The organism is Candidatus Pantoea gossypiicola, assembly GCF_008632075.1.
Classification (GTDB): Bacteria; Pseudomonadota; Gammaproteobacteria; order Enterobacterales; family Enterobacteriaceae; genus Pantoea; species Pantoea gossypiicola.
This window is the reverse complement of record NZ_VWVM01000001.1, coordinates 221265-245429: the sequence shown is the minus strand read 5'-3', so window position 1 is coordinate 245429 and position 24165 is coordinate 221265. Positions and strand designations below refer to the sequence as shown.

General features: G+C 55.2%; 20 protein-coding genes. 16 read left to right on the top strand and 4 right to left on the bottom strand.

What is annotated here, in order from left to right; translation table 11 throughout:
- Nucleotides 1-391 precede the first annotated feature (391 nt).
- The 14 genes from F3I20_RS00965 (at nt 392) to F3I20_RS00900 (ending at nt 16138) form a co-directional block, all read left to right on the top strand.
- The gene (locus tag F3I20_RS00965) at nt 392-835 is read left to right on the top strand and encodes an NADH-quinone oxidoreductase subunit A (protein WP_010258058.1); all 444 of its coding nucleotides are present in this window, start codon (nt 392-394) and stop codon (nt 833-835) included.
- Nucleotides 836-850: 15 nt separating this feature from the next.
- On the top strand, nt 851-1528 hold the full coding sequence (locus tag F3I20_RS00960) for a NuoB/complex I 20 kDa subunit family protein (RefSeq protein WP_003854245.1): 678 nt from the start codon (nt 851-853) through the stop codon (nt 1526-1528).
- Between the two features lie 113 nt (nt 1529-1641).
- On the top strand, nt 1642-3441 hold the full coding sequence (gene nuoC / locus F3I20_RS00955; protein ID WP_150010544.1) for an NADH-quinone oxidoreductase subunit C/D: 1800 nt from the start codon (nt 1642-1644) through the stop codon (nt 3439-3441).
- A gap of 2 nt (nt 3442-3443) precedes the next feature.
- Nucleotides 3444-3959, top strand: a complete 516-nt coding sequence (gene nuoE / locus F3I20_RS00950; protein ID WP_150010542.1) for an NADH-quinone oxidoreductase subunit NuoE — start codon at nt 3444-3446, stop codon at nt 3957-3959.
- A gap of 2 nt (nt 3960-3961) precedes the next feature.
- Nucleotides 3962-5302, top strand: coding sequence for an NADH-quinone oxidoreductase subunit NuoF (nuoF, locus tag F3I20_RS00945; RefSeq protein WP_175501446.1), 1341 nt, complete (start codon nt 3962-3964; stop codon nt 5300-5302).
- 112 nt (nt 5303-5414) lie between these two features.
- The gene (gene nuoG / locus F3I20_RS00940) at nt 5415-8138 is read left to right on the top strand and encodes an NADH-quinone oxidoreductase subunit NuoG (RefSeq protein ID WP_150036979.1); all 2724 of its coding nucleotides are present in this window, start codon (nt 5415-5417) and stop codon (nt 8136-8138) included.
- Entirely contained in the window at nt 8135-9112 is a 978-nt protein-coding gene (gene nuoH, locus F3I20_RS00935) for an NADH-quinone oxidoreductase subunit NuoH (protein ID WP_003854240.1), read from the top strand. The genes nuoG and nuoH overlap by 4 nt, the downstream gene beginning before the upstream one ends.
- 11 nt (nt 9113-9123) lie before the next feature.
- Nucleotides 9124-9666, top strand: a complete 543-nt coding sequence (gene nuoI / locus F3I20_RS00930; RefSeq protein ID WP_003854239.1) for an NADH-quinone oxidoreductase subunit NuoI — start codon at nt 9124-9126, stop codon at nt 9664-9666.
- A gap of 10 nt (nt 9667-9676) precedes the next feature.
- Nucleotides 9677-10228 carry an NADH-quinone oxidoreductase subunit J gene (nuoJ, locus tag F3I20_RS00925; protein WP_003854237.1) on the top strand — a complete coding sequence of 184 codons (552 nt, stop codon included), beginning with the start codon at nt 9677-9679 and terminating at the stop codon, nt 10226-10228.
- Nucleotides 10225-10527 carry an NADH-quinone oxidoreductase subunit NuoK gene (gene nuoK, locus F3I20_RS00920; protein WP_003854236.1) on the top strand — a complete coding sequence of 101 codons (303 nt, stop codon included), beginning with the start codon at nt 10225-10227 and terminating at the stop codon, nt 10525-10527. Before nuoJ ends, nuoK begins: the two co-directional genes overlap by 4 nt.
- On the top strand, nt 10524-12359 hold the full coding sequence (gene nuoL, locus F3I20_RS00915) for an NADH-quinone oxidoreductase subunit L (protein WP_150010538.1): 1836 nt from the start codon (nt 10524-10526) through the stop codon (nt 12357-12359). Before nuoK ends, nuoL begins: the two co-directional genes overlap by 4 nt.
- A 206-nt stretch (nt 12360-12565) precedes the next feature.
- On the top strand, nt 12566-14086 hold the full coding sequence (gene nuoM / locus F3I20_RS00910; RefSeq protein ID WP_150036980.1) for an NADH-quinone oxidoreductase subunit M: 1521 nt from the start codon (nt 12566-12568) through the stop codon (nt 14084-14086).
- A 6-nt stretch (nt 14087-14092) separates the two neighbouring features.
- On the top strand, nt 14093-15550 hold the full coding sequence (gene nuoN / locus F3I20_RS00905; protein ID WP_150010536.1) for an NADH-quinone oxidoreductase subunit NuoN: 1458 nt from the start codon (nt 14093-14095) through the stop codon (nt 15548-15550).
- A gap of 129 nt (nt 15551-15679) precedes the next feature.
- On the top strand, nt 15680-16138 hold the full coding sequence (locus tag F3I20_RS00900; protein WP_150036981.1) for a GNAT family N-acetyltransferase: 459 nt from the start codon (nt 15680-15682) through the stop codon (nt 16136-16138).
- Between the two features lie 32 nt (nt 16139-16170).
- Here the strand turns inward: F3I20_RS00900 and F3I20_RS00895 are convergent, their stop codons facing one another.
- Nucleotides 16171-17829 (bottom strand): glucan biosynthesis protein D, encoded by a 1659-nt coding sequence (locus F3I20_RS00895; protein ID WP_150036982.1) that lies wholly within the window; start codon nt 17827-17829, stop codon nt 16171-16173.
- Nucleotides 17830-18164: 335 nt separating this feature from the next.
- Here F3I20_RS00895 and elaB point away from each other — a divergent pair, with 335 nt between their 5' ends.
- Together elaB and F3I20_RS00885 are read left to right on the top strand one after the other, a co-directional pair.
- Nucleotides 18165-18476 carry a stress response protein ElaB gene (gene elaB / locus F3I20_RS00890; RefSeq protein WP_010258091.1) on the top strand — a complete coding sequence of 104 codons (312 nt, stop codon included), beginning with the start codon at nt 18165-18167 and terminating at the stop codon, nt 18474-18476.
- 243 nt (nt 18477-18719) lie between these two features.
- Entirely contained in the window at nt 18720-19916 is a 1197-nt protein-coding gene (locus tag F3I20_RS00885; protein ID WP_150036983.1) for a nicotinamide mononucleotide deamidase-related protein YfaY, read from the top strand.
- A gap of 272 nt (nt 19917-20188) precedes the next feature.
- On the opposite strand, the gene yfaE is transcribed toward F3I20_RS00885, so the two are convergent.
- From yfaE to nrdA, 3 genes are all read right to left on the bottom strand, one after another.
- Nucleotides 20189-20449: a class I ribonucleotide reductase maintenance protein YfaE gene (yfaE, locus tag F3I20_RS00880; RefSeq protein WP_150010528.1), complete on the bottom strand. Its 261-nt coding sequence runs from the start codon at nt 20447-20449 to the stop codon at nt 20189-20191.
- Between the two features lie 2 nt (nt 20450-20451).
- Nucleotides 20452-21582, bottom strand: coding sequence for a class Ia ribonucleoside-diphosphate reductase subunit beta (gene nrdB, locus F3I20_RS00875; RefSeq protein ID WP_150036984.1), 1131 nt, complete (start codon nt 21580-21582; stop codon nt 20452-20454).
- Between the two features lie 72 nt (nt 21583-21654).
- Complete coding sequence (gene nrdA / locus F3I20_RS00870; protein ID WP_150010524.1) at nt 21655-23940, bottom strand: class 1a ribonucleoside-diphosphate reductase subunit alpha; 2286 nt, start codon at nt 23938-23940, stop codon at nt 21655-21657.
- Between the last annotated feature and the right edge of the window lie 225 nt (nt 23941-24165).

Sequence of the window (24165 nt, the reverse complement as noted above, 5' to 3'; positions counted from 1 at the left end):
AAAAGGATAAAACTGTGTTCTGGATCAAGAAAATACCCCTGATAAGGGGAAGGAAAACAGAGTCATACCTGTCAAAATATGTTTGTTAAATGCACGATCCATGCATGTGAATACCCGCTACACTAAAATTAACCCTACAGACTGAAGCGATTTAGCTGGAAAGCGGGGCATCATTTGTTAATAATATGATGCAGGTGTGAAATAATGTTTGGATACTTTTGTCAAAGTTGACAAAAGGTTATAGAAAGGAGTAAAAAACCCCATAAAATGGCTGCTTATTACCTGATAACAGCAACATTTGAAAGGTTTTTACCCTTCCCTTGAATCGATGTGGTCAGTTTGCTGCGGGAAACGCGTGCAGGATGCCAGCGCCACTTTTGATGAGTAAGCAATGAGTATGTCAACTACCACCGAAATCATCGCTCAGCACTGGGCGTTTATCGTATTTATCGTTATTGCCTTTGGCCTGTGTGCTTTCATGCTGACCGGAGGATGGCTGCTTGGCGGCAGAGCGCGCGCCCGCTACAAAGACACGCCATTCGAATCGGGCATCGAATCCGTTGGTGATACCCATATCCGCCTGTCGGCGAAATTTTATCTGGTTGCGATGTTTTTCGTCATTTTCGACGTCGAAGCCCTCTTTTTATACGCATGGGCGACTTCAATCCGTGAAAGCGGTTGGATCGGCTTTGTGGAAGCCGCAATTTTCATTTTGGTGCTCCTGGCGGGTCTGGTCTATCTGGTACGCATTGGCGCACTGGACTGGGCGCCAGCTCGCCGTCGCGTGGTGGTGAAAACCACTACGGTCAGCCACACCAATCCTCATAAGCAGTAAAAGAGAGGCAATAAGATGGACTATACGCTCACCCGCATAGACCCGAACGGTGGTGAGAACGACCGTTATCCTCTGCAAAAGCAGGAAATCGTCAGCGATCCGCTGGAGCAGCACGTTCATCGCAGCGTTTATATGGGCAAACTCGAAAATGCCCTGCATGACATGGTGAACTGGGGACGTAAAAACTCCCTCTGGCCGTACAACTTCGGCTTGTCCTGTTGTTACGTAGAAATGACCACGTCGTTTACCGCAGTCCACGACGTGGCGCGTTTTGGTGCTGAAGTGATGCGCGCCTCGCCACGTCAGGCGGATTTCATGGTTATTGCCGGTACGCCGTTTACTAAAATGGCCCCGGTGATTCAGCGTTTATACGATCAGATGCTGGAACCAAAATGGGTCATCTCCATGGGGGCCTGCGCCAACTCGGGCGGCATGTATGACATTTATTCGGTGGTGCAGGGCGTCGATAAATTCCTGCCGGTTGATGTTTACATTCCTGGCTGCCCGCCACGTCCTGAAGCCTACATGCAGGCACTGCTGCTGTTGCAGGAGTCGATCGGCAAAGAGCGCCGTCCGCTTTCGTGGGTTGTCGGTGACCAGGGCGTTTACCGCGCCAATATGCCTTCAGAGCGTGAAAGAAAACGCGGCGAGCGCATCGCAGTCACAAATCTGCGCAGCCCGGACGAAGTTTAAAACCGTATGGATGGAAAACCGCGCCTGCAGCAGAACATCACAATTTAATGCATGGCCCCATCCTGACGCCTTCATTTGAGTGCCTGAGACCAGGCCGGAATGGTGAGTAACGTATGACAGATTTGACCACGCAAGATCTCGCTCAGCCTCTATGGCAAACCCGTGATCACCTTGATGACCCGGTGATTGGCGAGTTGCGTAACCGTTTTGGGCCGGATGCCTTCACTGTTCAGCCAACCCGTACCGGGATTCCGGTGGTCTGGGTTAAGCGTGAACAGATACTGGAAATCACCGAGTTTCTGCGTAAATTACCCAAGCCTTACGTCATGCTGTATGACCTGCATGGCGTGGATGAGCGTTTGCGTACCCACCGTGCAGGCCTGCCTGCGGCGGATTTTTCCGTTTTCTACCACCTGCTGTCGATTGAGCGCAACCGCGACATCATGCTCAAGGTGGCACTCTCTGAAAACGATATGCATCTGCCGACCATCACCCGTCTTTTCCCGAATGCCAACTGGTATGAGCGTGAAACCTGGGAGATGTTTGGTATTACCTTTGATGGCCACCCGCACCTGACCCGCATCATGATGCCACCAACGTGGGAAGGCCATCCGCTGCGCAAAGATTACCCGGCGCGCGCCACGGAGTTCGATCCTTTCACGCTGACGAAGCAGAAAGAAGATTTAGAGATGGAGGCGCTGACCTTTAAGCCTGAAGACTGGGGCATGAAGCGCAGCACCACCAACGAAGATTTTATGTTCCTCAACCTTGGGCCTAACCATCCGTCGGCGCACGGTGCATTCCGCATCATTCTGCAGCTGGATGGTGAAGAGATAGTCGACTGCGTGCCTGACATCGGTTATCACCATCGTGGTGCCGAAAAGATGGGCGAGCGTCAGTCGTGGCACAGCTACATTCCTTACACTGACCGTATCGAATACCTCGGCGGCTGCGTAAACGAAATGCCGTACGTGCTGGCAGTGGAAAAACTGGCCGGTATCGTGGTGCCCGATCGCGTTAACGTGATCCGCGTGATGCTCTCTGAGCTATTCCGCATCAACAGCCATCTGCTCTATATCTCGACCTTTATTCAGGACGTCGGTGCCATGACACCGGTGTTCTTTGCCTTTACCGATCGCCAGAAGATCTATGACGTGGTTGAAGCCATTACCGGTTTCCGTATGCATCCGGCCTGGTTCCGCATCGGCGGTGTGGCGCATGATCTGCCGCGTGGCTGGGAACGCCTGCTGCGTGACTTCCTGGACTGGATGCCGAAGCGTCTGAAGGAGTATGACAAAGCCGCACTGCGCAACACCGTACTCGTTGGCCGTTCCAAAGGCGTGGCTGCGTACAACATGGAAGAAGCGCTGGCGTGGGGCACCACCGGTGCCGGTCTGCGTGCGACAGGTCTCGACTTTGACGTACGTAAATGGCGTCCATATTCAGGCTATGAAAACTTCGATTTCGAAATCCCGGTCGGCGACGGCGTCAGCGATGCTTACAGCCGCGTTCAGCTGAAGATGGAAGAGATGTGGCAGTCGCTGCGCATTCTTGAGCAGTGTCTCAACAATATGCCAGAGGGACCGTTTAAAGCGGATCACCCGCTGACCACGCCGCCACCGAAAGAGCGTACGCTGCAGCACATTGAAACGCTGATCACCCACTTCCTGCAGGTGTCGTGGGGACCGGTGATGCCAGCCAATGAATCGTTCCAGATGATTGAAGCGACGAAAGGGATCAACAGCTACTACCTGACCAGCGATGGCAGCACCATGAGCTACCGCACCCGCGTGCGTACGCCGAGCTTCCCGCATCTGCAGCAGATTCCTTCCGTGATCCGTGGCAGCCTGGTATCCGACCTGATCGTATATCTGGGTAGTATCGATTTTGTTATGTCAGACGTGGACCGCTAATTATGCACGATCAACACATTGCCATTAAAACGATCGACCCTAACGAGGTCTTCGTGCTGAGCGCGGAAGAGCATCACGCTATTGAGCACGAAAAACACCATTACGAAGACGCGCGTGCAGCCTCGATTGAAGCGCTGAAGATCGTGCAGAAACAGCGCGGCTGGGTGCCGGATGGTGCCATCAACGCGATCGCCGACGTCCTCGGGATTCCGGCGAGTGATGTTGAGGGTGTGGCGACATTCTATAGCCAGATCTTCCGTCAGCCGGTAGGACGTCATGTGATCCGCTACTGTGACAGCGTGGTCTGTCATATCACCGGTTATCAGGGCATCCAGTCTGCACTGGAGCAGCAGCTGAAAATCAAACCGGGTCAGACCACGGCTGATGGCCGCTTCACGCTGCTGCCAACCTGCTGTCTGGGCAACTGCGACAAGGGTCCGACGATGATGGTGGATGAAGACACGCATGTGCATCTGACGCCGGAAGGCATCCCTGGTTTACTGGAGCAGTATCAATGACAATTAAACAGATCATTCGTACTGCTGAAACTCATCCGCTGACCTGGCGGATGCGTGACGACAAGCAACCTGTGTGGCTTGATGAATACCGCAGCAAAAACGGCTATGCCGGTGCGGAAAAAGCGCTGAAAAGCATGTCGCAGGATGAAATCGTCGCAGCAGTGAAAGATTCCGGCCTGAAAGGGCGCGGCGGTGCAGGCTTCTCTACGGGGCTGAAGTGGAGCCTGATGCCGAAAGATGAGTCGATGAACATCCGTTACCTGCTGTGTAACGCCGATGAGATGGAGCCAGGCACCTATAAAGACCGCCTGCTGATGGAGCAGATGCCTCACCAGCTGGTGGAAGGGATGCTGATCAGCGCCTTTGCGCTGAAGGCTTACCGTGGCTATATCTTCTTACGTGGCGAATATATTGAAGCCGCGGTGCATCTGCGCCGTGCGATTGCTGAAGCGACGGAAGCGGGTTATCTCGGTAAAAACATTCTGGGCACCGGCTTCGACTTTGAGCTGATCGTCCACACCGGCGCAGGGCGTTATATCTGCGGTGAAGAGACAGCACTGATTAACTCACTGGAAGGCCGTCGTGCTAACCCGCGTTCCAAGCCGCCATTCCCGGCGAGTGCGGGCGCGTGGGGCAAACCGACCTGCGTCAACAACGTTGAAACCCTCTCTAACGTCCCGGCGATTCTGGCCAACGGCGTAGAGTGGTACAAAAACATCTCTAAAAGCGAAGATGCCGGAACCAAAATGATGGGCTTCTCCGGACGGGTGAAAAATCCCGGCGTCTGGGAGTTGCCTTTCGGTATCACCGCACGTGAAATCCTTGAAGATTATGCGGGCGGCATGCGTGACGGACTGAAGTTCAAAGCATGGCAGCCGGGCGGCGCAGGAACCGACTTCCTGACCGATCAGCACCTGGATCTGCCGATGGAGTTTGCCAGCATCGGCAAAGCTGGCAGCCGTCTGGGCACCGCGCTGGCGATGGCGGTCGATCACGAAATTAATATGGTCTCGCTGGTGCGCAACCTGGAAGAGTTCTTTGCCCGTGAATCGTGTGGCTGGTGTACACCGTGTCGCGACGGTCTGCCGTGGAGCGTGAAAATTCTGCGTGCGCTCGAACAGAAGCAAGGTCAGCCAGGGGATATCGAAACCTTACTGCAACTCTGCCGTCAGCTTGGCCCGGGTAAAACCTTCTGCGCGCATGCGCCGGGTGCGGTTGAGCCGCTGCAGAGTGCGATTAAATATTTCCGTGAAGAGTTTGAAGCTGGCATGGCACCGCAGGTGTTTGGCAATACCCGCGCTATTGGCGGGATCCAGCCAAACCTGCTGAAAGCGCGCTGGTAATTCACCGCAGCACACGGAACAGGCCTGGTGCCGCCGCCCCGACAATGTCGTGCGTCGGGGCAAGAATATGATTAACGCTCGTCTCTGACGAGCCTTACGGAAGCATGTCACTATGGCTACAATTCATGTAGACGGTAAAGAGTATGATGTGAACGGAGCGGACAACCTGCTACAGGCATGTCTCTCTCTGGGCCTTGATATTCCTTACTTTTGCTGGCATCCGGCGCTGGGAAGCGTTGGGGCCTGCCGCCAGTGTGCGGTAAAGCAATTCCAGAATGCCGAAGATACCCGCGGTCGTCTTGTCATGTCCTGCATGACGCCGGCTTCTGACGGCACATTCATCTCCATCGATGATGGCGAAGCGAAAGAGTTCCGCGAAAGCGTGGTGGAGTGGCTGATGACCAACCACCCGCATGACTGCCCGGTGTGTGAAGAGGGCGGTAACTGTCACCTGCAGGATATGACAGTCATGACCGGCCACAGTTTCCGCCGCTATCGCTTCACTAAGCGTACCCACCGTAATCAGGATCTCGGCCCGTTCATCTCCCATGAGATGAACCGCTGTATCGCCTGTTACCGCTGCGTGCGCTACTACAAAGACTATGCCGATGGCAAAGATCTGGGTGTCTACGGCGCGCACGACAACGTCTACTTCGGTCGCCCGGAAGATGGCACGCTGGAAAGCGAATTCTCCGGCAACCTGGTCGAAATCTGTCCGACCGGCGTCTTCACCGACAAAACTCACTCCGAACGCTATAACCGTAAATGGGATATGCAGTTTGCGCCGAGCATCTGTCAGCAGTGCAGTGTCGGCTGTAACACCAGCCCGGGTGAGCGTTATGGTGAGTTACGCCGTATCGAAAACCGTTATAACGGCACCGTAAACCACTACTTCCTGTGTGACCGTGGCCGCTTTGGCTATGGCTACGTGAACCGTAAAGATCGCCCACGTCAGCCGATGCTGCTGCGCGGCAACGACTGGGTCACGCTGAACGCGGAGCAGGCGGTCAATGCCGGTGCAGATTTGCTGCGTCAGGCGAATAAAGTGATCGGTATCGGCTCGCCGCGCGCCAGCATTGAAAGTAACTTTGCCCTTCGTGAACTGGTGGGTGCAGAGAACTTCTCAACCGGGATGCCAGCGGATGAGCAGGCCCGTCTTGAACTGATGCTGAAGGTCCTGCGTGAGGGCGGAATCTATACGCCATCGCTGCGTGAAATTGAAAGCTACGATGCGGTACTGGTGTTGGGTGAAGATCTGACACAGGTTGGCGCTCGTGTGGCGCTCTCTGTTCGCCAGGCAGTGAAAGGCAAAGCGCGTGATATGGCCGCTGCGCAGAAAGTCGCAGACTGGCAGATCGCCGCCATCATGAACATCGGTCAGAACGCGAAACATCCGCTATTTGTTACCCACGTTGATGAAACCCGTCTGGATGATATCGCGGCATGGAGCTATCGTGCGCCGGTTGAAGATCAGGCGCGCCTCGGCTTCGCTATCGCCAGTGCGCTGGATGAATCTGCGCCTGCCGTCACCGATTTCGACAGCAAACTCAGCGGGAAAATGGATGTTGTCGTTCAGGCGCTGGCCGGTGCGAAAAAGCCATTAATTATCTCCGGTACTCACTCAGGCAGCAGCGCAGTCATTGAAGCCGCAGCTAACGTGGCGAAAGCCCTGAAGGCACGGGGTGCAGATGTCGGCATTACCCTGCTGGCGGGTCACGCGAACAGCATCGGTCTGGGCATGATTGGCGGCAATCCGCTGGAGCAGGCGCTGGAGCAGCTGAGCAACGGTGAAGCTGATGCGCTGGTGGTGCTGGAAAATGACCTCTATCGCCATGCGCCGAAAGCGCTGGTGGATGCGGCACTGGCTCAGACCACCAACGTGATTGTGGTTGATCATCAGCGTACCGCAACGCTTGAGAAAGCGGGTCTGGTGCTTTCAACCGCCAGCTTCGCCGAAAGCGACGGCACCTCCATTAACCATGAAGGCCGCGCTCAGCGCTTCTTCCAGGTTTACGATCCTGCTTACTACGACAACAACATTGTGATGCTGGAGAGCTGGCGCTGGTTGCACTCACTGCACAGCACGCTGGAAAGCCGTCACGTGGACTGGACGCAGCTTGATCATGTGATTGATGCGGTAGTCACCCGTCTGCCACAGCTCGCGGGTATTAAAGATGCGGCACCTGACGCCAGCTTCCGCATTCGTGGTCAGAAGCTGTCACGTTCTCCAATCCGTGCCAGTGGACGAACTGCAGCGCGCGCGAATATCAGCGTTCATGAACCGCGTCAGCCGCAGGACCAGGACACGATGTTCGCCTTCTCAATGGAAGGTAACAACCAGCCATCTGCACCGCGTTCACAGATTCCGTTTGCCTGGGCACCAGGCTGGAACTCACCGCAGGCGTGGAACAAGTTCCAGGCGGAAGTGGGCGGCAAACTGCGTCATGGCGATCCGGGCGTGCGTCTGATTGAAGCCAGCGCGGGTGCGTTACCGTGGTTCACTACCGTACCAAAAGCCTTTGTCAGTGATGGGCAGTGGCGTGTGGCACCTTTACATCGGCTATTCGGCAGCGAAGAGATGTCACAGCGTTCACCGGTCTTCCAGCAGCGTATGGCTGAGCCTGCCCTGGTGATTAACCCGGACGATGCGGCGAAGCTGGGCGTCAACAATGGCGCGGCAGTGGAGTTCAGCTGTGCCGGTGAGACAGTGCGTCTGCCGGTCCGTTTCTCGGCGTCACTGCAGGCGGGACAGATTGGTCTGCCGCTTGGCATGCCAGGCGTTCCGCCATTCCTGGCGAATGGTAAAATCGACACTCTGCAGGAGGCGGCGCAATGAGCTGGTTAACACCGGACGTTATCGACATTCTGCTGGCCATTGTTAAAGCCATCGTAATTCTGCTGGTGGTGGTGGCCTGCGGCGCGTTCATGAGCTTTGCCGAGCGTCGTCTGCTCGGCCTGTTCCAGAACCGTTATGGGCCAAACCGCGTAGGCTGGGGCGGCTCGCTCCAGCTGGTGGCGGACATGATCAAAATGTTCTTCAAAGAGGACTGGGTTCCGCCGTTCACCGACCGCTTTATCTTTACCCTTGCGCCGGTTATCGCCTTTGTTTCCCTGCTGCTGGCCTTTGCTATCGTGCCGGTTTCGCCAACCTGGATGGTAACAGACCTGAATATCGGTCTGCTGTTCTTCCTGATGATGGCGGGCCTTGCGGTCTACGCAGTGCTGTTTGCCGGCTGGTCGAGTAACAACAAATACTCGCTGCTGGGTGCGATGCGCGCCTCGGCACAGACCCTGAGCTATGAAGTGTTTCTGGGCCTGTCGCTGATGGGTGTGGTCGCGCAGGCGGGCTCGTTCAATATGAACGATATCGTCAACAGCCAGACGCATCTGTGGAACATCATTCCGCAGTTCTTCGGCTTCGTGACCTTCTGTATTGCGGGCGTGGCTGTATGTCACCGCCATCCGTTTGACCAGCCAGAAGCGGAGCAGGAACTGGCGGACGGCTACCACATTGAATATGCCGGTATGAAGTTCGGGCTGTTCTTTGTCGGCGAATATGTGGCGATTACCACCGTTTCAGCGCTGATCGTAACGCTGTTCTTTGGTGGCTGGCATGGACCTTTCCTGCCGCCGTTCATCTGGTTCGCCCTGAAAACGGCGTTCTTTATGATGATGTTCATCCTGATCCGTGCCGCGCTTCCGCGTCCACGCTACGACCAGGTGCTGTCATTCGGCTGGAAAGTGTGTCTGCCGTTGACGCTGTTGAACCTGCTGGCGACTGCCGCAGTGATTCTCTACACAGCGCCGTAAGGGGTTAACAAATGACTTTGAAAGATATTGTCGTAGGTTTCGGCACGACAGTTCGCAGTATCTGGCTGATCGGGCTGCACGCCTTCGCCAAACGTGAAACACAGATGTACCCGGAAGAGCCGGTTTATCTGCCACCCCGCTATCGTGGCCGTATCGTGTTAACCCGCGATCCGGACGGTCAGGAGCGTTGCGTTGCCTGTAACCTGTGTGCGGTTGCCTGCCCGGTTGGCTGTATTTCACTGCAGAAAGCCGAAACCAAAGATGGCCGCTGGTATCCGGAGTTCTTCCGCATCAACTTCTCACGCTGCATCTTCTGCGGCATGTGTGAGGAAGCCTGTCCGACCACGGCGATTCAGCTGACCCCGGATTTTGAACTGGGTGAGTTTAAGCGTCAGGACCTGGTGTATGAAAAGGACGATCTGCTGATTTCGGGACCGGGTAAATATCCGGAGTACAACTTCTACCGTATGGCAGGTATGGCGATTGACGGTAAAGATAAGGGCGAAGCGGAAAACGAAGCGAAGCCAATCGACGTCAAAGGCTTATTACCTTAAGGAGCAAGGCATGGAATTTGCGTTTTATCTTTGCGGACTGGTGGCGGTGCTGACGACGTTGCGCGTCATTACCCACACTAATCCGGTACATGCGTTGCTGTACCTGATCGTTTCGCTGTTATCGATCGCCGGCGTCTTCTTCTCGATGGGGGCCTATTTTGCGGGTGCGCTGGAGATCATCGTTTACGCCGGAGCCATCATGGTGCTGTTCGTCTTCGTGGTCATGATGCTGAACCTGGGCAAACAGACTGAAAAGCAGGAGCGTGAGTGGCTCAGTCCGTCGCTGTGGATTGGTCCGGGCATCGTTTCGTTACTACTGCTGGTGGTAATGATCTACGCCATTCTGACGGCGAATGACCAGGGCATTGATGGCACCATCATCGACGCCAAAGCGGTCGGCATCAGCCTGTTTGGTCCTTACGTACTGGCGGTCGAACTGGCCTCTATGCTGCTGCTGGCGGGTCTGGTCGTGGCGTTCCATATCGGTCGTGAAGAGCGTCAGGGCGAAGTCCTGAGTAACCGTAATGCTGACGCCGCTCAGGTGAAAAAGGAGAACGCATGATCCCGTTACAACATGGATTGATTCTTGCTGCCGTGCTGTTTGTCCTTGGACTGACGTCGCTGGTGATACGCCGCAATCTGCTGTTTATGCTGATCGGCCTTGAAATCATGATCAACGCCGCCGCTTTAGCTCTGGTGGTTGCCGGAAGCTACTGGGGTCAGGCCGATGGACAGGTGATGTATATCCTGGCGATCAGCCTGGCGGCAGCGGAAGCCAGTATTGGTCTGGCCCTGTTGCTTCAGCTCTATCGTCGTCGTCAGACGCTGAACATTGATACTGTGAGCGAGATGCGCGGATGAATCTTCTCTATTTAACTGTCTTGTTTCCGCTGATCGGCTTTCTGCTGTTGGCGTTTTCCCGCGGTCGCTGGTCTGAGAACCTGTCGGCCACGGTGGGTATGGGTTCGGTGGGTCTGGCAGCACTGACTACGGCCATGATCGGTTTCGACTTCTTCGCCAATGGTCAGCAGGCTTACACTCAGACACTCTGGACGTGGATGCATGTCGGCAACTTCGACATGAAGGTGAATCTGACGCTGGATGGCCTGTCGCTGACCATGCTGTCGGTAGTAACCGGCGTCGGTTTCTTCATTCATATGTTCGCCTCCTGGTACATGCGTGGAGAAGAGGGCTACTCCCGCTTCTTCGCCTACACCAACCTGTTTATCGCCAGTATGGTGGTTCTGGTGCTGGCCGATAACCTGATGCTGATGTATCTGGGCTGGGAAGGGGTAGGGCTCTGTTCTTATCTGCTGATCGGTTTCTACTACAGCAATCCGGAAAACGGCAAAGCGGCGATGAAAGCCTTCATCATCACCCGCGTCGGCGACGTCTTCCTGGCATTCGGTCTGTTCATCCTCTACAACGAACTGGGCACGCTGAACTTCCGCGAGATGATGGAACTGGCACCGGCGCACTTCGCCGCAGACAACCATATGCTGCAGTGGGCTACGCTGATGCTGCTGGGTGGCGCGGTCGGTAAATCGGCGCAGTTACCGTTGCAGACCTGGCTGGCCGATGCGATGGCGGGTCCGACACCGGTTTCGGCTCTGATCCACGCCGCGACCATGGTGACGGCGGGTGTTTACCTGATTGCCCGCAGCCACGGTCTTTTCCTGCTGACGCCGGAAGTGCTGCATCTGGTCGGCATCATCGGGGCAATTACCCTGGTGCTGGCAGGCTTTGCCGCGCTGGTGCAGACCGACATCAAACGTGTTCTCGCTTACTCCACCATGAGCCAGATTGGCTATATGTTTCTGGCGCTGGGTGTTCAGGCGTGGGATGCGGCGATTTTCCATCTGATGACGCACGCCTTCTTTAAAGCGTTACTGTTCCTCTCTTCGGGTTCGGTCATTCTGGCCTGCCATCACGAACAGAACATCTTCAAAATGGGTGGTCTGCGTAAAAGCATTCCGCTGGTCTACACCTGCTTCCTGGTAGGCGGCGCGGCGCTGGCGGCACTGCCGCTGATTACGGCGGGCTTCTACAGTAAAGATGAGATTCTGTTTGGTGCACTGGCTAATGGTCACATCAATCTGATGGTCGCGGGTCTGGTGGGAGCGTTCCTGACCTCTATCTATACCTTCCGCATGATCTTTATTGTGTTCCACGGCGAAGAAAAAATTCATGCACACGCCGGTAAAGGCATTACCCATCATCTGCCGCTGATTGTGCTGCTGCTGCTCTCCACCTTTATTGGTGCGCTGATCACGCCCCCGCTGGCGGGTGTCCTGCCAGCCAATGAGTTCGGTGAAGCGGGCAAAGTGGGACTGGAGATCACCTCGGGCGTGGTCGCGATTGTCGGCATTCTGATCGCTGCCGCGCTGTGGCTGGGCAAACGTGAGCTGGTTACCCGTATTGCAAACAGTGCTCCAGGCCGTTTCTTCGGCACATGGTGGTTTGCGGCCTGGGGCTTCGACTGGCTCTACGATAAAGTGTTCGTCAAACCTTATCTGGGTATTGCGTGGCTCCTGAAGCGCGATCCACTGAATGGCCTGATGAACCTGCCTGCACTGCTGTCACGTATTGCCAACAAAGGCCTTGTGGTTAGTGAGAATGGCTACCTGCGCTGGTACGTTGCGTCAATGAGCGTGGGTGCCGTGCTGGTGCTGGCTCTGCTGCTGGTGATGTAAAGATTGATGAGCGGGGGTGAGTTACCTCACCCCAATTAAGAATGTCAAAAATTACCTGAGTAATGAGCGTTATCGTCGCAGCCAGTTTCATTACCGCCAGCGCACAGCAACGGAGCATACTGAAGTATGTGAGGATTGCGAGCACTGCCGGGAATGAAAATGGCAAGTAAGATAGCTCAGAAAAGGTCATAAAAGGGAAGTGTGCCGTGTTATTACCTTGGCTAATTATCATACCCTTCGTCGGCGGTCTGATCTGCTGGCTGACCGAGCGCCTTGGCGCGAAGGTGCCACGCTGGATCGCGCTGATCACTATGGGGCTGACGTTGGCGCTTTCACTGCAACTCTGGTTGCAGGGAGGCTATTCACTGACGCAGGCAGCGGGCATTCCGCAGTGGCAGTCAAGTTTCTCCGTTCCGTGGATCCCGCGCTTCGGCATCAGCTTCCATTTAGCCATTGATGGGCTGTCGCTGCTGATGGTGGTGCTGACCGGCCTGCTCGGTCTGATGGCGGTGCTCTGTTCCTGGAATGAGATCTCAAAGTATCAGGGCTTCTTCCATCTGAACCTGATGTGGATCCTGGGCGGCGTAATCGGTGTGTTCCTCTCCATCGACCTGTTCCTGTTCTTCTTCTTCTGGGAAATGATGCTGGTGCCGATGTACTTCCTCATCGCGCTCTGGGGTCATAAAGCATCGGACGGCAAAACCCGTATCTCTGCCGCGACCAAATTCTTCATCTATACCCAGGCTTCAGGTCTGGTGATGCTGATTGCGATTCTTGGTCTGGTATTTGTTCACTATAACGCGACCGGCGTCTGGACATTTAACTACGAACAACTGCTGCAGACGCCAATGTCGAGCGGTGTTGAATATCTGCTGATGCTGGGCTTCTTCATCGCTTTCGCGGTCAAGATGCCCGTGGTGCCCTTGCACGGCTGGCTGCCGGATGCACACAGTCAGGCACCAACAGCCGGTTCTGTCGACCTGGCGGGTATCCTGCTGAAAACTGCGGCTTACGGCTTACTGCGTTTCAGTCTGCCGCTGTTCCCGAACGCGTCAGCCGAGTTTGCGCCCATCGCCATGTGGTTAGGCATCATCGGTATCTTCTACGGTGCCTGGATGGCCTTCTCGCAGACCGATATCAAACGTCTGATTGCGTACACCTCGATTTCGCACATGGGCTTTGTGCTGATTGCCATCTACACCGGCAGCCAGCTGGCGCTGCAGGGTGCGGTGATTCAGATGATTGCGCACGGTCTGTCCGCTGCGGCACTCTTCATTCTGTGTGGTCAGTTGTATGAGCGTCTGCATACCCGTGATATGCGTCAGATGGGTGGCCTGTGGTCGCGCATCAAATGGATTCCGGGTCTGTCGCTGTTCTTTGCTGTTGCCAACCTCGGTATGCCGGGCACCGGTAACTTCGTCGGCGAATTTATGATTCTGACCGGCAGCTTCCAGGTGGTGCCGATGATTATTATCATCGCGACCTTTGGTCTGGTGTTGGCCTCCGTCTACTCGCTGGTGATGATGCAGCGCGCTTACTACGGCGAAGCGAAATCGAAAGATCCGCTGCCAGGCATGTCACCGCGTGAGTTTATGACCATCGGTGTTCTGGTGGTGCTGCTGGTGCTGCTGGGCGTCTATCCACAGCCGATTCTGGATACTTCGCACGCTGCCATGAGCAATATTCAGCAGTGGTTTACCGCTTCAATTTCAACTACAAGGCCGTAATTCGCCATGACAATAACTCCTCACCAATTGATTGCGTTGCTACCGCTGTTAATCGTCGGATTGACGGTGGTGGTTGTGATGCTGTCCATTGCCTGGCGACGCAACCACTTCGTTAACGCCACGCTAACGGTAGTTGGCCTGAACCTGGCGCTGCTCTCGCTCTACTTTGTCGGTCAGGTCGGGGCGATGGATGTCACGCCGCTGCTGCGCGTCGATGGCTATTCGATGTTCTATACCGCGCTGGTGATGCTGGCGAGTCTGGCAACCTGCACCTTTGCCTATCCGTGGCTGGCAGGCTACCCGGACAACAAAGATGAGTTCTATCTGCTGGTGCTGATTGCGGCGCTCGGTGGCATCGTGCTGGCCAGTGCTAACCATCTGGCCTCGCTGTTCATCGGCATTGAGCTGCTGTCGCTGCCGTTATTTGGTCTGATTGGCTACGCTTTCCGCCAGAAACGTTCGCTGGAAGCGGCGCTGAAATACACCATTCTTTCCGCAGCGGCCTCATCATTCCTGCTGTTTGGTATCGCGCTGATCTATGCCGACTCCGGTAACCTGAGCTTTGTGGCGCTGGGTCAGAGTCTGACTGACAGCATGATCCACGAGCCTCTGTTGCTGGTGGGGCTGGGTATGCTGATTATCGGTCTGGGCTTCAAGCTCTCACTGGTTCCGTTCCACCTCTGGACGCCCGATGTTTATCAGGGTGCGCCTGCGCCAGTTTCAACCTTCCTGGCGACCGCCAGCAAGATTGCGATCTTCGGTGTCATCATGCGTCTGTTTATGTACGCGCCAGTGACCGACAGCGAAGCGGTGCGCACGGTGCTGGCCATGATCGCCTTCGTGTCGATTCTGTTCGGTAACCTGATGGCGATTTCGCAGAGCAACATTAAGCGTCTGCTGGGTTACTCCTCTATCGCCCATCTCGGTTATCTGCTGGTCGCGCTGATTGCGGTGAAAGATCATCAGCTGTCGCTGGAAACCTCGGGTGTTTACCTGGCGGGTTATCTGTTCAGCAGCCTGGGTGCCTTTGGTGTGGTGAGCCTGATGTCCAGCCCGTATCGTGGCCCGGATGCCGACTCGCTCTACTCCTATCGTGGTCTGTTCTGGCATCGTCCTATCCTGTCAGCGGTCATGACGGTGATGATGCTGTCGCTGGCGGGTATCCCGATGACGCTGGGCTTCATCGGTAAATTCTACGTTATCGCGTCGGGTGTGAGTGCTCACCTGTGGTGGCTGACTGGAGCCGTGGTCGCAGGCAGTGCGATTGGTCTCTACTACTATCTGCGCGTGACCGTAAGTCTCTACCTCAGCCCGCCGGAACTGCACACCCGTGACACCCCGGCAAACTGGGCGTTTACGGCCGGTGGTGTGGTCGTGCTGATCTCCGCCATCCTGGTGCTGCTGTTAGGGGTCTACCCGCAGCCGCTGATCAGACTGGTGCAGATGGCACAGCCGCTGATGTAAGCAGGTATCTGCAACTGATTAATCAGGCCTCCGGGCCTGATTTTTTTTGCCCTGAAGACGAGGTGACCCGCAGATGCTGGATGGCGACACCGTTCTGATGTAGCGTGTTTTAATTAGTAAGGAGAGACCATGAACATTGACTGGCAGGATAAACATCATAGCGAACTCACCACCCGGGAACTTTACAACTTACTGGCATTGCGCAATGCCGTGTTCGTCGTGGAACAGCAGTGTGTATATCAGGATGTGGATGGCAAAGATTTGCAGGCGGGAAACCGGCATCTGCTGGGCATAGCGGATGGTCAGTTAGTGGCCTATGCGCGACTTCTCTCGCCAGAGGATAAGACCAGCCCGGTAAAAATCGGACGGGTGATTGTGTTCGATCGGGTGCGTGGTGCGCGGCTGGGCAGCCGTCTGATGGAGAAGGCGATCAGCCGTTGTCAGTTGCACTGGCCAGGGCACGATCTGTTTCTCTCCGCTCAGGCACATCTGGAAAATTTTTACGGGCAGCATGGGTTTGTGGCGGTGGGAGAGAGCTACCTGGAAGATGGCATTCCGCACGTCGATATGCTGAAGAACGCGCCATAAAAAAGGCGAGGCCTGAGCCTCGCCTTTTTCCATCAACCCACCGTCATCTGACGGTCATCGACATATTTGCGCTGATCCGGCGCAGGCGGGAAATACTGATAGAGCCAGGTTTCGCTCAGTGTCTCCTCTTTAGTACGCAGGAACAGACGCATCTCCACCGGCTGGGTGGAATCACTGTTCGGATACCAGTCAAACAGGATGCGGTAACCCTTCAGCGGATCGACATACAGAATCTCAACCTGCTTCACGCTGCCGGATGAGACAGTAATAACCGGCTCAATGCCTTTCGGCGCGGCAGCCTGCAGATCACCACCAATAAAATCGATGGCGAAGCGACGGCACCAGGTTTCAGGGAAGTGCTCGCCAGGCGCCCAGCCTTCCGGGAAGCCACCGATACCGGTACGGGTGGCATCCACGCGTGCCAGACCACTTCGCACCGGCGGCAGACCACTCCAGTAGAGTTTGTAGGAGAAGTTCAGCTCGCTGCCCGCTTTGACCGGTTCCGCCGGTTGCCAGAAGCAGACGATGTTATCCAGCGTTTCACCCGTGGTTGGGATCTCCATCAGGTTGATTGCGCCTTTGCCCCACTTGCCGACCGGCTCAACCCACAGGCTCGGACGTTTGTCATACCAGCCAATCACATCCTGATAATCTTTGAAGTCGTGATTCAGCTGCAGCAGGCCAAAGCCACGCGGATTCTCATCTTCATAAGCATTGAACTGCAGACGCTGCGGATTATTCAGCGGGCGCGCAATCCATTCGCCTTTACCGGTCCACATCGCCAGACGATCGGAGTCGTGGATCTGCGGATGGTAGGTATTGCACATGCGACGTTCGTTGGTACCGCAGCTGAACATGCTGGTCATCGGTGAGATGCCGATCTGACGGATCTCTTTACGGGCAAACAGGTGATTTTCTACTTCCATCACCACGCGTTTCTCTTCGCAATGAATGATGAACTTGTAGGCACCGGTCAGGCTGGCACCATCCAGCAGGGCGTAACAGGTAAAGGTGGTATCTTCCGCTTTTGGCGTTTCAAACCAGAAGGCGGTGAAGTCCGGGAACTCTTCCTGACCGTTGCTGAAGGTGTTTATCGCCACGCCACGTGCCGAGAGACCGTACTGGTAGGTATCGTCAACTGCACGGAAGTAGCTTGCGCCGAGAAAAGAGACGATGTCGCGGCGGGCCAGCTCCGGCTTTTTAAAGGCGCGAAAACCGGCGAAGCCGAGGTCAGTTTTGCCCTCCAGCTGCTTTGTATCCACGTGGGCGTTATTGTAGTTGAACAGCTCGGGGCGGAAATGAATTTCGCGCGCCTCGCGGCTTGCGCCGTCAACAGAGAACATACGGATGCGACGCTTAAAGCCCATACCGACATGGAAGAACTGCACATCCAGCTGACGGTCGGGCAGGTTATTCCACAGTGAGTGGTTAGCGTCATACTGAATTTCGTTGTACGCCTGTGGGGTCAGTGTAGCCAGCGTCTCCGGCAGCGCGCCTGGCGCACCGCCCCAGGGTTTTTTCGCCAGCGCAGCCGCGTTTTTCTTCAGTACGTCAAAATCGAAGCGTACGGCGGTTCCGTCAGCAATGCCATCTTCTGCCCATGCGGATTGCGCAAACAGCGTTGACAGGCCGGTCATGCCGCTGACGGCGGAGAAGGCCATTGACGCTTTCATAAACATTCTTCGATTCATGCCAGAGATCATTCCTTAGCTGTTCGAGTGTGTCGTGACTGTCGTGCAAAATGCACTTTTATGGCCCGATAATCACAGGCAACAGAGGGGTACGACAGTAGGGTTACTGGAAAATTCAGTCCCGACAAAATTTATCAGATTAATCAAAGAAGCGAAGCGAAATTCGGCGGTTGCCGTGGTGTCTTACACTTCTTTGCGCAGCGAAACGGCGCACCGCCTGAGCTGAGCAACTTTAGCAGATGAAAAATCAGGTGATTCCTGGAGCAGGAAAACAGCAGAGCGCCAGATTATGACTATAGTTAATGAACTGCTTTGCAATTCACACGGAGGAAACGATGGTAAATCAGACAAATCAATTCGAAACGGGCCTCGATGACGATATTGCGTTACTGACTGAAACGCTGGAAGAAGTACTTAAGGCATCAGGCGATCCGGCCGATCAGAAGTACATTGAGCTTAAAAGCAAAGCCGAACAGGCGCTGAACGATGTGAAATCCCGTGTCAGCCAGGCGTCAGATAGTTACTACTATCGCGCTAAACAGGCGGCTTACCGCGCTGACGACTACGTGCATGAAAAACCGTGGCAGGGCGTGGGTATTGGCGCAACTGCTGGTCTGGTACTCGGTCTGCTGCTGGCGCGTCGTTAATCGCGACGCGCTGTTTGAGTTTAGCTGTCAACAGCCGTAAAAAAGCGGCGGGGAAAATCCCGCCGTTTTTATTGGTTTTTAACGTCTTTAACGCACCCACCTCACCTTAATCCTGCTTTGCCCTCACTATCTTTATAGGCAATATGCTGCCTCTGGTGCAATGGTCATAATCACTGGTGATGCCGATTGTGTTTCGCGAGCGGACTTCCTACAGTTAAGCAAACGTGAAAAGGAGAACCCGACGTGATTAGAGTAGAGATGCTATCGACCGGGGATGAGGTGCTGCATGGCCAAATCGTCGACACCAACGCAGCCTGGCTGGCAGATACGTTGTTCCAGCAGGGTTTACCGATGACCAGCCGTACCACGGTAGGGGATTCACTGGCGTCGCTAATCGCCACACTGCAGGCGCGCAGTCATGAGGCCGATGTGCTGATTGTCAATGGCGGCCTGGGGCCAACCAGTGACGATCTCAGTGCGCTGGCTGCGGCCCGTGCCTGTGGGGTTGAACTGGCGATGCAGCAGGAGTGGCTGGAACAGATGGAAGCCTGGTTCGCCAGTCGCGGGCGTATAATGGCGGCCAGCAATCGCAAACAGGCTGAAATTCCGGCGAATGCGGAGCTGATTGATAACCCGGTCGGAACCGCCTGTGGTTTTGCCCTGCAACTTAATCGCTGCTGGATGTTTTTCACGCCTGGCGTGCCGTCCGAATTTAAAGTGATGGTGGAGCAGCAGATCATTCCCCGCCTGAAAGCAAAATTCTCGCCACCCGAGCCGCCGGTTTGCCTGCGGCTGACGACCTTTGGTCGCGGTGAAAGTGATATTGCCGCTGAACTGGAGCCGCTGGCGTTGCCTGAAGGCGTGGTGATGGGGTATCGCTCATCGATGCCGATTATTGAGATCAAACTCACCGGCCCGGCCAGTCAGCGGGTGGCGATGGAGCAGGTATGGCAGCAGGTGCGTCTGCTGCTGGCAGAGTGCACTATTTTTGAAGGCACCGAAGGTCTGCCGGCCCTGCTGGCCCGCGAGCTGGAGCAGCGCGGTGAACAACTGGCGGTCAGCGAGCAATACACCGCCGGTCTGCTTTACTGGCAACTGGCCACCGCCAGCGTGCCGTTGCGGGGGGCTGATATTCTGCCACCGCAGCAGGAGACGCTGGAGCAGCAGGTGACGCGCACCCGCGATTTTGCCGCGCAGCAGCAGGCGACTCTTGCGCTCTCTGTTGGCAGTCTGGAGCAGGAAGAGATTTCGATAGCGCTGCATACGCCGGAGGGCAGTTTTGGTCAGCGCGTGAAGTTCAGCACCGGCCGCCATAACCTTGAAACGCGGCAGAAGGTGGTGGCGATGATGGGGATGAACATGCTGCGCCGCTGGTTGCACGGCAGCGAAGTCAGCACCGGTCACGGCTGGATTGATGTGGTTGAAACTGTCAGACAGTGAGAACAGGGAAAATAAAACGGGCACCTGAGGTGCCCGTTTTATTCTGACTGCTGGCCAGATTAGCCCTGATGGCTGACAGATCGAGCCTGCGCAGGGAACCCTGTCAGATCGGAAAGACGCAAGCAGCGTCATCCCTGACAGCTCGGCCCGCGCCGTCCATGGCGCGGGACGCTTTCCTTTATTGACCGGGTTCCCTGCGCTTTTGCTTAGCCATTGCGGTGAGTTTCACCCGCATTCAGGCAGCGTCGCAGTCAGAGAGATAGCTACCTCAGTTACAACTCAAGCTCAATCTCGCCTTTGGCCTTGCAGCAGCAGGGCAGGATCTCATCCTGCTGCACAAAGGCCAGCGGCTGCTGTGGGTAATGCACTTCGCCTTTCAGCAGTCGCATCCGGCAGGAGCCGCAATAGCCTTCACGGCACTGAAACTCCACGCAGAGATTATTGGCTTCCAGCAGCGTCAGCAGACTGGTGTGCTCGTCTGTGCATTCCAGCCGGGTGCCGGAACTGCGCAGAATAACAACGTCACGGCTCATGATTAAAGCTGGAAGTCATCGAAGTCGTTAGCGCCCACTTCAGAGTCAATCTGACCCACCAGATAAGAGCTCACTTCCACTTCCTGCGGCGCGACCTGAACGTTGTCAGACACCAGCCAGGAGTTGATCCATGGAATCGGGTTAGAGCGCGTCTGGAAGGGCAGGTCAAGACCCACCGCCTGCATACGGATATTGGTGATGTACTCAATGTACTGGCAGAGAATGTCTTTGTTCAGGCCAATCATTGAGCCGCCGCTGAACAGATAGTCTGCCCACTCTTTCTCCTGCTCGGCAGCTTTCTTAAACAGCTCGAAGCACTCTTCACGGCACTCTGCTGCAATCTCTTTCATTTCTGGATCGTCTTCACCGCTACGCAGCAGGTTCAGCATATGCTGGGTGCCGGTCAGATGCAGCGCTTCATCGCGGGCGATCAGCTTGATGATTTTGGCGTTACCTTCCATCAGCTCTCGCTCGGCAAAAGCGAAGGAACAGGCGAAGCTGACATAGAAACGGATTGCTTCCAGCGCATTGACGCTCATCAGACAGATGTAGAGCTGCTTCTTCAGCGCACGCAGGCTGACCACAACCTGCTTACCGTTGACCTGATGCGTGCCTTCGCCCAGCAGATGCCAGTAGTTAGTCATCTCGATCAGGTCATCGTAATAGCGTGAGATATCCTGGGCACGCGCCAGAATCTGCTCATTGGTAACGATATCGTCAAACACTACCGCCGGATCGTTAACGATGTTACGGATGATATGGGTGTATGAACGGGAGTGAATTGTCTCAGAGAACGCCCAGGTTTCAATCCAGGTTTCCAGCTCAGGAATTGAAATCAGCGGCAGCAGGGCAACGTTCGGGCTGCGACCCTGAATCGAATCCAGCAGCGTCTGGTATTTCAGGTTACTGATGAAGATATGCTTTTCGTGATCCGGCAGCGCCTGGTAGTCGATACGGTCGCGTGAGACATCCACCTCTTCCGGACGCCAGAAGAAGGAGAGCTGCTTTTCGATCAGCTTTTCAAAGATGTCATATTTCTGCTGGTCAAAGCGTGCCACGTTGACGGACTGACCGAAAAACATCGGCTCTTTCAGCTGATCATTTTTGTTCTGTGAGAAAGTAGAGTAAGCCATAAAAGTTGTCCAAAAGTAGACGAAGCCAGGCCTCGTGAAATGAATGAGGCGGGAGAGTCTCCCGCCTGACCATTAGATCTTACAGGCGCCGCTCTCGCAGCCATCATCCTGGATAGAAGGTGCCAGATCATCCTGCGCATCTTCCGCACCGTCACGGGTGTTCTGATAGTAGAGCGTCTTCACGCCGAACTTGTACGCCGTCAGCAGATCTTTCAGCAGCTGTTTCATCGGCACTTTGCCGTTGGCAAAGCGTGATGGATCGTAGTTGGTGTTGGACGAAATCGCCTGGTCGATGAATTTCTGCATCAGACCCACCAGTTGCAGATAGCCATCGTTGTTCGGCATTTCCCACAGCAGTTCGTACTGATCTTTCAGACGCTCATACTCCGGCACCACCTGACGCAGGATGCCATCTTTTGATGCTTTAATACTGATGTGGCCACGTGGTGGCTCAATGCCATTGGTGGCATTGGAGATCTGTGACGAGGTTTCAGACGGCATCAGCGCGGACAGGGTCGAGTTGCGCAGGCCATGCGTCTTGATCTCTTCACGCAGGCTCTCCCAGTCGAGATGCAGCGGTTCGTTGCTGATCGCGTCCAGGTCTTTCTTGTAGGTATCGATCGGCAGAATGCCCTGCGCATAGGTGGTTTCATTGAACCACGGGCAGGCACCTTGCTCTTTCGCCAGCTCGTTTGACGCTTTCAGCAGGTAGTACTGAATGGCTTCAAAGGTTTTGTGGGTCAGGCCATTAGCGCTGCCATCGGAGTAGCGCACACCGTGCTTCGCCAGATAGTAAGCGTAGTTGATGACGCCAATGCCCAGGGTACGACGACCCATGGCACCACGCTGTGCAGCCGGAATCGGGTAGTCCTGATAGTCGAGCAGGGCATCCAGCGCACGCACCGCCAGAGTAGCCAGCTCTTCCAGATCGTCGAGGCTTTCGATGGCACCAAGGTTGAACGCAGAGAGCGTACAGAGAGCGATCTCACCGTTTTCGTCGTTAACATCTTCCAGCGGTTTGGTCGGCAGGGCAATTTCCAGGCAGAGGTTAGACTGGCGAACCGGCGCGATGCGCGGATCAAACGGGCTGTGGGTGTTGCAGTGATCGACGTTCTGGATGTAGATACGGCCAGTTGAAGCACGTTCCTGCATCATCAATGAGAAGAGATCGACCGCTTTAACACGCTGCTGGCGGATGCTCTTATCCTGCTCATATTTGGTGTAAAGGCGCTCAAACTCATCCTGATCGGCGAAGAACGCGTCATACAGGCCTGGCACGTCAGACGGGCTGAACAGGGTGATCTCTTCGCCTTTCAGCAGGCGCTGGTACATCAGCTTGTTAAGCTGAACGCCATAGTCCATGTGACGCACGCGGTTGCCTTCAACACCACGGTTGTTTTTCAGCACCAGCAGGCTTTCGATTTCCAGATGCCACATCGGGTAGAACAGCGTCGCCGCGCCGCCACGTACGCCACCCTGAGAACAGGACTTCACTGCGGTCTGGAAATGCTTATAGAACGGGATACAGCCGGTGTGGAACGCTTCACCGCCGCGGATCGGGCTGCCCAGTGCACGGATGCGACCGGCGTTGATGCCGATACCGGCACGCTGAGAGACATATTTCACAATCGCACTGGAGGTGGCGTTGATGGAGTCCAGGCTGTCGCCGCACTCGATCAGTACACAGGAGCTGAACTGACGCGTCGGGGTACGTACGCCCGACATGATTGGCGTCGGCAGCGAGATTTTAAAAGTAGAGATCGCATCATAGAAACGCTTGATGTAATCCATACGCGTGTCGCGCGGGTAGCCAGAGAAGAGGCAGGCAGCGACCAGAATGTAGAGGAACTGCGCGCTCTCATAGATTTCACCTGAGACGCGGTTCTGGACCAGATATTTTCCCTCCAGCTGCTTCACTGCGGCATAGGAGAAGTTCATGTCACGCCAGTGGTCGAGAAACTCGTCCATCTGAGCAAACTCTTCCTGGCTGTAATCTTCAAGCAGGTGGCGATCATATTTGCCCAGGTCGACCATCTTAACGACCTGGTCATAAAGCTTCGGCGGCTCAAACTGACCATACGCTTTTTTACGCAGGTGGAAGATCGCCAGGCGGGCAGCCAGGTACTGATAGTCAGGGGCATCGCGAGAGATGAGGTCTGCTGCGGCCTTGATGATGGTCTCATGAATGTCAGAGGTTCTGATGCCATCATAGAACTGAATGTGGGAACGCAGCTCCACCTGTGAAACTGAGACGTTGTTCAGCCCTTCAGCTGCCCAGTCCAGCACACGGTGAATTTTGTCGAGATCAATGCGCTCCTGGCGGCCATCGCGTTTAGTAACGAGCAGACTCTGGTTCATGTCGCGTTTTTACCTTTGCGTGAGTATACAAAAATTAAAAGAAATCCCGATTTATGCACAGCATATTCATTGTGAATAATGTGTGGATAAACACTACATCTTGGGGGTGATGGGAAGTACCATAACTACATGGGGGCTTATTTTAGTATTTTACGGCCGCTTAACAAGAGCAAAAAATGATGGATAGAGGGGTTGTATTTTTGGCGAAAATTCTTAGGCCATGCC